Genomic DNA, 12,195 nt, shown 5'->3' on the forward strand with positions numbered 1-12,195 from the left:
GTGTCCATGGCCGATAGCATCCTTGAAGGTGATACCCACAGGACGCTGGATGATGCCGGCATCGTCAGTTACAGCGTTCTGGACCAGGCGCTGTGGACACGCTTCCGCACTGCCGGAACATCGGATGAGTTCATCGGCGCATGGCTGGGCCTCCTGTGCCGCCAGATTGCCGATGCCTCGGCAGCAGCCCTGGTGCTCGGGGAAGCCGATACCGGGCCTTATGTGCTGGCCGCCGCATGGCCGAACTCACAGTCGCCGGTCAGCGGACTTCTCGCCGCCGCCGAGATGGCCACGGGAAAGCGTCAGGGCGTCAGTGTATCAGGCCCGGCGGACAACACACAGATTATCGCGTCCCCCATCCTCATCGACGGACATCTGTTCGGAGCCTGTGCCGTTGCGGTGAAGCGAAACGACGCTGCCTTCACCGATATCATGCGCAAGATCCAGTGGGCTTGCGGCTGGGTGGAGGTGCATCTGCGCCGTGGCATGAGCGATCAGAGCGAACAGGCTGCGCAGCGCAGCCGCTTTGCGTTCGATATGTTGGCGACAGTGATTGAGAAGAAGCGGTACAAGGGCGCCTGCACTGCCCTTGTCACCGAACTCGCCATGCGGCTGAATTGCGACCCGGTCGCCGTTGGCGTGATGCGCCGGCGCTGGACGCGCGTTGCGGCGGTGTCCCACTCGGCAGCATTCGACAGCAAGGTCAGTTTCATGCGCGACGTCGCGGCGGCGATGGACGAGGCAATCGACCAGCGCGCCGTGGTCGTCGCGCCACCGCGCGGAGGTCAGGAATATCGGGTCAGCATCGCGCACGAAGCGCTGACACGCCAGTACAAGAACGGCGCCGCCCTGACCGTGCCGCTGCAGAGCAACGGCACGATGACGGGCGCGCTCACTTTCCTGCGGCCCGCCGACGCGAGCTTTGACCAGGAGACGATCTACCTTTGCGATGCAGTTGCGGCCGTGGTCGGGCCTGTACTCGAGGAAAAACGCCGCAACGACCGGACAATCTTCACCAAGGCGATCGAGGCGGGCTGGATCCAGATCAAGAGGCTGCTCGGTCCACGCTTCATTGGGCGCAAGATTGCGACGCTGGCCGCGGTGGCGATAGCTGCCTATCTGAGCGTCGCCACCTCGCCCTATGCGGTAACTGCGCCCGCGGTCATTCGCGGCTCGGTGCAGCGAACCATCGTCGCCCCATTCAGCGGCTATGTCCTGTCGGAATTCGCCAAGGCGGGCGAAACGGTGCGCAAGGATCAGGTGCTGGCGCAGCTCGACGACCAGGATCTGAATTTCGAACGACTGCGGCTGGTCACCACCAAGGCTCAGAAGGAAACGGAATTCGATCGCGCGCTGGCGCGTGGCGAGCGCGCCGAAAGCCAGATCATCGAGGCCCAGGTCAAGCAGGCGGACGCGCAGCTCTCGCTGATCGACGAACAGCTGCGGCGCACTCGGCTGGTGGCACCGTTTGACGGGTTTATCGTCTCCGGCGATCTGTCACAATCGGTCGGCGCGGCAGTCGAGCGTGGCCAGGAATTGTTTCACATCGCGCCACTCGATTCCTATCGCGTGGTGCTGGAAGTCGACGAGAGCGACATCGATGACATCAAGATCGGCCAGACCGGCCAGTTGCGGGTCAGCGCCTTGCCGAGGGAGCCGCTGCCATACAAGATCGAACAGATCACCTCTGTCTCGCGACAGGGCAACGGCCGCAACTCGTTCATGGTCGAGGCTTCGCTCGCAGGGTCCCTCGAGCGGCTACGTCCCGGCATGGAGGGCGTCAGCAAGACCCATGTGGATGAACGGCTGCTGTTCTTCGTCTACACCCAGAAGATGATCGACTGGCTGCGCCTCACCCTTTGGCGCTGGGCGGGCTGACCATGGACGGGAGCTATTTCAGTTCGTCCTGGTATCGCGTCGCGCAATTGAAGCCGCGGCTGCGAAGCCAGGTGAGCATCCACCGCACGATCTTCCGCAACCAGGTCTGGTATGTGATGCAGGATCGGACCTCAGGCCGCTTCCATCGCTTCACGCCGGAGGCCTATTTCATCATCAGCCTGATGAGCGGCCGACGTACCATGCAAGACGTGTGGGACAACGCCTGCGAACACCTCCACGAAAAGGTCATTACACAAGACGCGGTGATCCGTCTTTTGGGGCAGCTTCATGCCTCGGATGTGCTGTTCGGCGACATTCCACCCGATATTGAGGAAATCGCCGACCGCGCCAGCAAGCAGCACAACCGTAAACTTCTGTCGAAATTCGCCAATCCGCTGGCTATTCGCGTCGGGCTGTTCGATCCGAACGAGTTCCTGAATGCGACCTATCCGCTGGTGCGGCCGTTCCTATCCTGGTTCGGCGGCGTCGCTTTCCTGGCGCTGGTTGCCTATTCGATTTTCCTTGCTGCGATGAACTGGCAGGCGCTGACCGGCGATGTAACAGACCGGGTTCTGTCGGCCGAGAATATCGTGCTGATCCTGATCGCCTATCCCTTCATCAAGGCTTTGCATGAACTGGGGCATGCATACGCCGTCAAACGTTGGGGCGGCGAAGTGCATGAGATCGGCGTGATGCTGCTGGTCTTCATGCCGGTGCCCTATGTCGACGCGTCGGAGAGCCTGGCATTCCGGGATAAGTGGCAGCGCGCCCTGGTGGGTGCGGCAGGCATTATCGTCGAGGGGCTGCTAGCCTGTCTGGCGCTGATCGTCTGGCTGAACGCCGAGGCCGGGCTGGTGCGCGCCTTCGCATTCAACGTGATGCTCATCGGCGGCGTCTCGACCTTGCTGTTCAACGGCAATCCACTGCTGCGCTTCGACGGCTACTACGTTCTGAGCGACATTCTCGAGATACCGAACCTTGGTCAGCGCGCGACCAAATATCTCGGCTATCTGGTGCAGCACTATCTGTTCGGCATCGAAAGCGCCGAAACGCCAGCGACCGCACAAGGCGAAGAGTTCTGGCTGTTCAGCTACGGCGTCGCTTCATTCTTCTACCGGATCGGCGTCATGGTGGCGATCGTCACGTTGGTCAGCCAGCGTTACTTTGTCGTCGGCATGATGATGGCTGGGTGGGCGCTGGTGCTGATGGTTGGTGTGCCGCTGGGGCGCCAGCTGTGGTTCCTGTTCACGAGCCCGTCATTGAGAAGGACGAGGGGGAGGGCCTTCGCCGTCGTTGCAGCCGGCCTGGCGCTGGTAGCCATGCCGTTCTTTGTCATCCCGCTGCCTTACGCGACGGCCGCGCAGGGCGTCGTCTGGCTGCCGGGCGACGGAGTCGTCAATGCCGGTGTCGATGGCGTGGTAATGGAAATTGTCGCCACTCCCGGCGCCCGGATCGAGCGAGGCGCCCCGATCTTGCGGCTGGAGGATCCCATGCTGGAAGCGCGGACTGTCCTCTTGGATTTGAGGGTTGGGGAGCTTGAGCGCCGCCTCGAAAAGCTCGACGTCTCAGACAAGGTCAACGCCAAGGTGGTGGCCGAAGAACTCAGGCTGGCACGCGCCGATCTCGTCCTCGCCCGCGACCGTGCCGAAGCGCTAACGGTACGGGCGCAGGCAAGCGGAACGCTGATCGTCCCCTCGGCAAAGGATCTCGAGGGCAAGTTCGTGCGCCGTGGCGAGACGTTGGCCTATGTGACGCGGTTCGATCAGCCGACATTGCGCGCCGTGATCCCGGAAGGCGACGCCGACCTGGTTCGCAACCAGACGGCATTCGTTGACGTGCGTTTCGTCGAAGACCCTTCGGTTTCGCATCCTGCCAAGATCATACGCGAGGTGCCTTCGCTGACCGCGACTTTGCCGAACGCCGCATTGAGCACGGTGGGCGGTGGGGAGTTTTCACTCGACCCGACCGATCATTCGCAGAAGCGGGTGCTTGCCAATTTGATGCATCTGGAATTGGCGCTGGTCAATCCAAGCAAGATCGACCGCATCGGCGGGCGAATTTACGTCCGCTTTTTTCACGGCAATGTGCCGCTTTACGAACGTACATATCGCTGGATCAGGCAGGTGTTCCTGCGCGTTTACCGAGTTTGATGCGCATGAACGGAGAGAGTAATCTTCGGTTTAAATTAAATATATTACTCAGATGGCGCGCTGGATTAAGAATAGTACTTTACAACACGGTGCAAAGATGATGTGATGAATACTTATGTATAAAGTATTACTCGAGAGAGTATCGAAGAAACTACGACTTAACCGAGTTTTCCACCTCAAGGAGAGTTTCCATGACTGTTCAGCTTCTTTTCTATCAGGACGCGAAGCCGGTGACCTCAGACCGTCACAGAGATGTTTCGATCAAGACAGGTCGCTCCTACGCCTTCGCCCGCAACGTGAACTCGGTCCCGGTGACCGCTGTCGAATTCGCGCAGGCCGCTGCGGAATATCCGATCGTTTTCGCCGGCACCGAACAGTCGATCATGCCGGCAGTCATTCTTGGCGTGAAGCAGACCGAAAACCTTTATGTCGATGATGCCGGCAACTGGAGCGGCAAATATGTTCCGGCGTTCGTTCGGCGCTATCCGTTCGTTTTCTCCTCCGATGCCGGCGGCCGAACATTTATCCTCAACATCGACGAGAGCTTTGAAGGCATCAACCGGGAGGGCCGCGGCGAGCGGCTGTTCGACAGCGACGGACAGCAGACGCGCTACCTGAAAGAGGTGCTCGGCTTCCTTCAGGATTATCAATCGCGCTTTCAGCGCACCAAGCAATATTGCGATCGTCTGAAGTCTCTCGGGCTGCTGCAGCCGATGCAGGCGCAGTTCAATTTGAACAGCGGCGAGCGCCATTCGCTGGCCGGCTTCATGACGGTCGACCGCGAGAAGCTCAAGGCGATCGATGTCGCCGACCTGCAAGCCTTGTTTGGAAATGACGAATTGGAGTGCACCTATCTTCACCTCCATTCCTTGCGGCACTTCGCCAACATGCTGGAGCGGATGCCCGCCCCAAGCCCGGATGTCGAGGAGAAATCGGAACCGGCGCCAGAGGCGACTTCTGCCAAAGCAAAACGGGAAAACGGCAAATCTGCACCGCACAAGGGCGGACGAAGCGCGGACGTGAGGCTGCCGGCCGAAGATAGCGGGCCGCAGGCATAAAAGGTGGCGACCGAGATGTCACCAGAGCGCAGTGGGGTGGGAGCTTGAGCGCGGCCGGACAACCGGCCGGCGTCCTGCTTCCGGCCCTCGATCTCGGCGCCGAGCGGGAAGACCCGGCGCCGAAATTCCTCGACTGGCTGGACCAGTGGCTGGTTGGCGCGGCCTCGCCGTTACGGGAACGGGCAAGGCTCCGGCGGATGTATCGCGCGCTGCCTCGCATCGAGGTACTCGGACGTGATTATGCGGGCATAGCCGAAGCCGAGCTTGTCGAGCGGGTCGCGGCGTTCCGCCCGGCGATGCGCCGCAGCGGCCTGACCCAGGCGAACATTGAACGATGCTTCGCGATCGTGCGCGAAATATCATGGCGCAAGCTCGGGCTGCGCCACCACAACGTTCAAATTCTGGGCGGCCTCGCAATGCTTGACGGGCGGGTGGCGGAGATGGCTACCGGCGAGGGAAAGACGATCACCGCCGGTCTTGCCGCATCGGCCGCGGCGCTGGCGGGCATGCCGGTTCACATCATAACTGTGAACGACTATCTGGCGGCGCGCGACCTTGCGACGCTCAAGCCTGTCTATGACTTTCTCGGCCTGACCACCGGCCTGATCCAGAGCGGCGACAGGGCAGGGCGACCGCAAGTCTATGCGTCTGACATTGTCTACGCGAGCAACAAAGAGGTTGCGTTCGACTATCTGCGCGATCGCATGGCTCTTGGTCAAAGGACCGGGCTGCTGCACCGCAAGCTCGCCGGCTTCGGCCAGGTCGGCAATGTAAATTCGAAAACAGTCATGCGCGGTCTGCACCTGGCAATCGTCGACGAGGCCGACAGCGCGCTCGTCGATGAGGCGCGTACGCCACTGATCATCTCCCAGGAAAGCAATTCCGTCGACGAACGCGACTGGGCGGAAAAGACGTTTCGTCTGGTCGAGGACCTGCAGCAGGATGTCGACTATTTGCTGTTGCCGGACCGGCGCCGTATCGAATTGACGGAAGCAGGCAAGGACAGGCTCTGGACGCGCGCTGAGGCGGCCGACGGATTCTGGCGCAACCGCATCCGACGCGAGGAATCGGCCAGGCAAGCACTCTCCGCGTTGCTGCTTTTCCGACGCGGCGAACACTATCTGGTCGCCGACGAGACGGTTCAGATCGTCGACGAATTCACCGGGCGCATCATGGCCGATCGCACATGGAGCGATGGCCTTCATCAGTTGATCGAATTCAAGGAGGGCTGCAAGGTAACGCCGCGCAAACGCACCGCCGCGCGGATCACCTACCAGCGCTTTTTTCGTCGCTATCTGCGCCTCGCCGGGATGTCCGGCACGGCCTACGAGGTCAAAGGCGAACTGGGCGCCGTCTACGGGCTATCGGTTCTTGCAGTGCCAACCCATGTGCCGCCCCGGCGCGCGAAACTCGCGCCAATTGTCTGTGCGACGCGCGAGGCGAAATGGAACCGCATCGTGCAGGAGGTCGAGACGATGCGGACCCTCGGACGGCCGGTGCTGATCGGCACGCGTTCGGTCTCTGCCTCGCAGGAACTCAGCGCATGTCTCGACCGCGCCCGCATCGAGCATGCAGTGCTGAATGCCGAGCAGAGCGAGGACGAGGCGAATGTCATCGCGGGCGCGGGTCGTGTCGGAACGGTGACGGTCGCGACCAACATGGCCGGGCGCGGCGTGGACATCAAGGTCGATCCGGAAGCGCTGGCAATGGGCGGGCTTCATGTGGTGCTGAGCGAGCGCCACGATGCCCGTCGGATCGACCGGCAGATGGAAGGGCGCACAGCGCGCAAGGGGGACCGGGGGTCAACGCGGGACATTCTTTCACTGGAAGATCCGATTCTCGATCTCGCGCCGCCACGCCTTGTCGAGTGGGCTAGCCGGCGTCAAAGCTGGTTCAGGCGCCGAGCCGCGCTTGCGCTGTTTCGGGTGGCGCAGATGCGCGCTGAACGCGCGCACGCATCGGAGCGCAAGGACCTGCTCGACCAGGATCGGCGACTGGGTGTGCTGCTCGCCTTCTCCGGCAAATCCGAATAGACTTGGGCCGGCGGCTGGACAGGCTGCGGTGAGCAGGGAGCCACGTCAAATGCTGCGACCCATCTTCTCCATCGCTGCCGTGTTTCTGGCCGGCGCAGCGCATGCGGCATCGTTCGATTGCGTCGTCAATCCTTCGATCGTGGTGGGTGTCGGGGGCACAGTGCCTGGCCTTCTGGCGGAAGTGCTGATCGATCGTGGCGACCTCGTCAAAAAGGGTCAAATCCTGGCCCGGCTGAATGCCGACACCGAGCTGTCGACCATCGACGTGATGTCCGAACAGGCAGCCAACACGTCGGAAATCGAGGCCCAGCAGACACGATACCAACTGGCCTTGAATCGCATGGACCGCTCCAAGCGGTTGGCCAGCCAGAACGTCACCTCCAAAGACGCCGTCGAGGAAGCGATCGCGCTGATGGAGATCTCCAAGCGCGAACTGGCGCTCGCCGAAACGCGCAAGCGCATTCTCGAACTCGAACTCGCCCGGGCAAGAACGGTGCTAGGCCAGAAGGTCATCCTCAGCCCGATCGACGGCATTGTCATGGAGCGCAAGCTATATGCCGGCGAGTACCTCGATCAGGACGGGAAACTGGCCACGATCGCACAGCTCGACCCGTTGAGCGTCGAAGCCTTCGTCACCGACAGCGAATACAGCAAGTTCAGCGTCGGCCTCGCCGTCAGGGTGACCGTCAGCCAGCCGCGCGATGAAGTCCATGTCGGCACGGTTCAGGTGATCGACCGGGTGCTGGACGCGGCCAGCAGGACATTCGGCGTGCGCATCATGCTGCCCAACGCCGGCAACCGTTTGCCCGCCGGCCAGCGATGCAAGGTCGAATTCGACACCAAATCGAACTGAAGCGCTCCGACCGCAGCCGAAACCGGCCGCTGTCAGGCGCATCCGGCTAGGATGCAGGGCAGATTGGTGCGGGTTGGCGCAGAAAGGCCGATCAGGCTTCTGTTCCTTTTTCTGAAAGTCCAAGCCTTCTGTGAATGTCGACTTGGGTCAGAACCGGTTGTGAGCGAACGTCCGCTTCTGACCGAGGTCGTGTAAAGACGCGATTGCAGAATGCGTATGACGTCCGCTGTTTTGAGCGCGGCAGCGATGAGGCCGCTGGCAGGCGGGCGTGATCAGGCCGCGATTGCCTTCATCAGCGGCTTGACGCCGAAGATATTGATCATGCGCTTCATGTTGCAGGGGCGCTGATCGTGAAGTCGCAATGTCTTCTTTTTCGGCCTGGGCGGCCCAGTCAGGTTCGGCTTTTCGCAACTAGGTAGTCGGCCCTATTCGTTCGATAATCTTCCTTCTGGTTCAGCCTGCGCAATCAGTCTCGGCGCGCAATGATCCAGTCGGTTGCCGCCGCGAGATCGGCGACGGTTGCGGTCGGGCGCGGATCAAACCGTTCCAGTTCTGGATCGAGGATACCACACGCCGCGCCTATATGGCCCGCGGCGTCTTCGGACAACTGATCTACATCGACCCGGTGGCGGATTTCGCGGCGGTTGTTCTGTCGAGCTGGCCGGAATTCGTCAACACGGCGCGGATGCGGACAGCGCTGGCGGCGGTCAGGGCTATCCGAGGGGCGCTGTCGTCGTAGCGAGCGGGGCTATTGCCCGTTCTCGTCCGCAGCCGCGCCGGCTGGCCGGGATCGTCCAGACGCGGAGCGTGAGAGATCGCAGACGCCAACGCGATCGGCCATGCCAGTTCGTGCTGGCGCGGCTGACGGACTATGCGGGTGTGGAAGCCACCTCCAAAAGATCGCGCCAGGTTACGTCGGGATTTGGCTTGCGTTGCTGATGGAGTTTGCGTTGAAAGCCGCGACCCAAGCTTGTTCGTCCATGTCCTATATGACCTGAGGGGCGATGCCGTGAAGGAGCCGGCGTGGCCGGCCTCGGTCGTTCGAACTATACCTGTGCTCCTGAGCCTGAAGCTTTGGGCCGACGCGCTGGAGGACGACGCACTGACGAACCAGCCACCGGGAGCATCCTCGTACAGCTCGACCGGGCCGCTGTACCCTGTTCGAGCATAACGCGTTGCCACTCACCGGATGAAATGAGAACCATGATGAGAGCTGTCAAGCCGACACTTTAACGTCGCCAGCCCGGCAGGCAGAAACTGATCCATGGCCGTTTTTTCGACCTGCCATTCTTGCCGATGATTCGAGCGCAATGGCAATTTTCGCTGCCAGCTTTCGCCGATATTGCCAAGTGATGTGGAAGAATTGACTATGCTGCAGGCTTGTCGAAGACCATAGGCAAACCACGTTTCGCCGCCATCTCGACGACCAGTTCCTCGATTGCTCGATCGGAAAGGCGGGTCTGCAGTGTCGCACGAATCCGCTCGACCAGTTCATGCACCGGCAAAGGCGAGCGATCCTCGCCATCATCGAGAAGCCGACCGACTTCAATCACAACGTCAGCATCGATGTCGCTCGGCAAATCTCGCATATGCCATCTCCGATCGACGTAAATATTGCCGTCTTCCTGACCGTTGTCGAGTCAGGCAGATGAACGTCGGGGTGTTTCCCACGATGGCAGGGCTCGATGTTCTGCTTCGGCTGCACAAATCACGGTCATCGCTGCGACGGGCGTGAAGCTCGGCTTCCCCCAGTCACTTTGGAGGCCATCGAGGGCTACGATCCATTTTTGGACCTCAGTCGCTGCGTAAGATTTTCGCTTCTAACGCCGCCACAACGAAGGCCCGTCTCGCTACCGGCGTCCGGGCTTCACCACGCAGAACCTGAAGACATGCATCCATGGCCAGGTTTCGCTTCATCGTCTGATGAGGGAAACTCCGCAGCAGGATCGTGGCTGCGTCGTTCACATCGAATATGATGCGCTCACGGTCATGCCGGCCAACTTGCACCACCACGGGCCGGACGAACCTGCTCGACATGCAATTACACTCTCAGTCCGGCCTCAACACGGCCTTCGCGTATCATGACGTAGGGTCAATTGATACATTTCTGGCTAGGGCCAGAACAGAACTGGCAGTCGCCCAATCTCAGTACAAATTGCCTGTCCAATTTCAGCAGGCCACCATCTGAATCCGGGTAGTCCCGGTCTTGGTGCGCAAGAAAGCACAGCGGAATTCTGTCGCGTCCGGAAGGTGAAGCGGCGCTTGGTTCCCGGCGCGGGCTTTCCTGAAGCCCGCGCCGCCCCCTCTGGGTGTCAGCCTTGACGCGGCCGCTGCCGCAATGCCGACGCTTCCAGTGGCGCGCAGATGCCGGGAGAGGAAGAGGGCCGGGCGGGCCGCGGCGGCGGGTGAAGGTCCGGGAGAGAGTCTCCCGGCGCCCGCCGAGGAGCGACACCCATGACCCAGATGGAAATTCACACGCCCAAGCGCAACGAGCGTGCCGGTTACAAGGTCGACGTCAGCCGCGGCCAGCGCATCGGCCGCGTGTCGTCGTAATGGTTTAGCCGGCCGGCGGACGAGCGATACCTGTCGCTCACCGACCTCGGGAATACGGTGAAGAGCCGGTCGGAGCGCAGCAAGTCCCGCATCGTCGAAAGTGAGCTGATCCGCGTCGAGGCCAGCCGCGACGATCCGGAGCGCCTGAGGCTAGTGCTGCCCGATGCGCCTGTCCCAGTTGCCCCCACGCATTGGAGTTTTGGCCAACTCGCCAGCCTGGTATGCGCGCCGGCCACCTATCTGCGCCAGCTACCAGCCCCGCTCGCCGCGATCAACCTTCAGCACGGTCTCCTCAACCACCGCGCCGAGCAGGTGAAGACACTGGAAATCGAGAACGGACGCCTCGAGCTGCGAGCGGTAACAGGTCCGGACTACGGCAGAATATTTGACGCAGAACTGGTCGACGCCGTCCAAAAAATCGCCGGCAACGGCACCGGTGACACGCGTTGGAAGGTGCCTGGCGTGCTCGACTGGTCAACGGGAATCTACAATCCGAACGTCGACATCTCCAACGACACGACAACGCTCTATGCGTCCGACCGTGATGTCTTTGTCTTCCTTGTCGATGACCTGAACCCGATCGAAGCCGGCACGCTGCCGGATGGCTCGCCCGACGTCTTTTTTAGGGGGTTCTACTGCTGGAACTCCGAAGTCGGCGCCCGAACGCTCGGAATCGCCAGCTTTTACCTGCGCGCAGTGTGTCAGAATCGATGCCTGTGGGGCGTAGAAAATTTCGATGAAATCACCCTCCGGCATTCCAAATATGCCGCCTCGCGTTTCGCCTTGGAAGCCGAGCCAGCGCTGATCCAGTTCGCGGAGTCTTCGCCCATGCCGTTCGTCAATGGCATCAAGGCTTCGCGGCAGCGGACCGTCGCTCGCGACGATGAAGATCGCCAGAGCTTCCTGCGCAGGCGCGGCTTCTCCAAGGCGGAGACCACGAAGATCATCGATGCCGTGCTTTCGGAGGAAGGGCACCCGCCCGCCTCAATTTTCGACTTCGTGCAGGGCATTACGCGAGTGGCGCGCGACAAGCCGCATCAGGATGTTCGCCTGGAGATGGAGGGCAAGGCCAAGAAGCTGCTCGATCTGGCAGCATGATACCGCAATGCTGCGCGCCGAGGAGTATGAATGTCACTGGGCTGCTGAGGCTGCCAGTGTCCGAACATGTGCATCGCTGTGGCGCGCAGCAGACGGCCTGCGCCGTCGGCTGGCAACACAAACACATCTCTCAGATCCAGATGTGCGCCGCACAAAAGCGCAATGCTGCTGGTGCATAATTAATGCTTCTCGGCGGGACAGAGTAGCCTGTCGGTATCGAGTTTCGTCCGGGTCACCTCCTCCCGGCCTTGGTGATCAGGGACGGCATTTATTCCTCCCGAATGCTTTCGTCCAATCAAGCCCGCCGCATTCCCGCGGCGGGCTTTTTCATTGTGCGAGCGGCGGCTTCTCGCAGCCCGATTGCAGGAAGCGAACGCGGAGGTTCGTCAGTCGGGGCGGTTGAACCGTTCGATGGTGACGGTACGCTCGACATCCACCGTAATCTCCAGCACTTCGTTCCATGCCTCCTCGCCACCGAGCTCCGAAAGGGCGAGATGAAAGAGCCGGCGCTGGAGATCGAGGCTCATCAGGCCAGGGGCGGTGTTGAAGGCGACCAGCCCGGACATGCAGCT

General features: G+C 61.4%; 9 protein-coding genes and 1 pseudogene. 7 read left to right on the forward strand and 3 right to left on the reverse strand.

Annotation, left to right across the window (positions count from 1 at the left end):
- Positions 1–6 precede the first annotated feature (6 nt).
- The 6 genes from NKH02_RS03910 to NKH02_RS03935 all read left to right on the forward strand — a co-directional run bounded on the left by NKH02_RS03910 (position 7) and on the right by NKH02_RS03935 (position 8,711).
- Positions 7–1,878 carry a GAF domain-containing protein gene (locus NKH02_RS03910; protein ID WP_352876530.1) on the forward strand — a complete coding sequence of 624 codons (1,872 nt, stop codon included), beginning with the start codon at positions 7–9 and terminating at the stop codon, positions 1,876–1,878.
- 2 nt (positions 1,879–1,880) lie between these two features.
- The gene (locus tag NKH02_RS03915; protein WP_352876533.1) at positions 1,881–4,028 is read left to right on the forward strand and encodes a peptidase M50; all 2,148 of its coding nucleotides are present in this window, start codon (positions 1,881–1,883) and stop codon (positions 4,026–4,028) included.
- Positions 4,029–4,219: 191 nt separating this feature from the next.
- Complete coding sequence (locus NKH02_RS03920; protein WP_352876534.1) at positions 4,220–5,086, forward strand: SapC family protein; 867 nt, start codon at positions 4,220–4,222, stop codon at positions 5,084–5,086.
- A gap of 44 nt (positions 5,087–5,130) precedes the next feature.
- A complete protein-coding gene (locus tag NKH02_RS03925; protein ID WP_352876537.1) occupies positions 5,131–7,119 on the forward strand; it encodes a preprotein translocase subunit SecA in 1,989 nt (662 codons plus the stop codon).
- 49 nt (positions 7,120–7,168) lie between these two features.
- Positions 7,169–7,972: an efflux RND transporter periplasmic adaptor subunit gene (locus NKH02_RS03930; protein ID WP_352876539.1), complete on the forward strand. Its 804-nt coding sequence runs from the start codon at positions 7,169–7,171 to the stop codon at positions 7,970–7,972.
- A 583-nt stretch (positions 7,973–8,555) separates the two neighbouring features.
- Positions 8,556–8,711: a hypothetical protein gene (locus NKH02_RS03935; RefSeq protein ID WP_352876542.1), complete on the forward strand. Its 156-nt coding sequence runs from the start codon at positions 8,556–8,558 to the stop codon at positions 8,709–8,711.
- Positions 8,712–9,339: 628 nt separating this feature from the next.
- Here NKH02_RS03935 and NKH02_RS03940 read toward each other — a convergent pair.
- Together NKH02_RS03940 and NKH02_RS03945 are read right to left on the reverse strand one after the other, a co-directional pair.
- On the reverse strand, positions 9,340–9,561 hold the full coding sequence (locus tag NKH02_RS03940; protein ID WP_352876545.1) for a hypothetical protein: 222 nt from the start codon (positions 9,559–9,561) through the stop codon (positions 9,340–9,342).
- A gap of 205 nt (positions 9,562–9,766) precedes the next feature.
- A complete protein-coding gene (locus tag NKH02_RS03945) occupies positions 9,767–10,009 on the reverse strand; it encodes a DUF982 domain-containing protein (RefSeq protein WP_352876548.1) in 243 nt (80 codons plus the stop codon).
- A gap of 417 nt (positions 10,010–10,426) precedes the next feature.
- On the opposite strand from NKH02_RS03945, the pseudogene NKH02_RS03950 reads away from it, so the two are divergent.
- Positions 10,427–11,623 (forward strand): annotated as a pseudogene (locus NKH02_RS03950) (DUF932 domain-containing protein).
- Between the two features lie 386 nt (positions 11,624–12,009).
- Here the strand turns inward: NKH02_RS03950 and NKH02_RS03955 are convergent.
- Positions 12,010–12,189: a hypothetical protein gene (locus NKH02_RS03955; protein WP_352876628.1), complete on the reverse strand. Its 180-nt coding sequence runs from the start codon at positions 12,187–12,189 to the stop codon at positions 12,010–12,012.
- Between the last annotated feature and the right edge of the window lie 6 nt (positions 12,190–12,195).

Source organism: Mesorhizobium sp. M1396, from assembly GCF_040317725.1.
Lineage (GTDB): Bacteria > Pseudomonadota > Alphaproteobacteria > Rhizobiales > Rhizobiaceae > Mesorhizobium.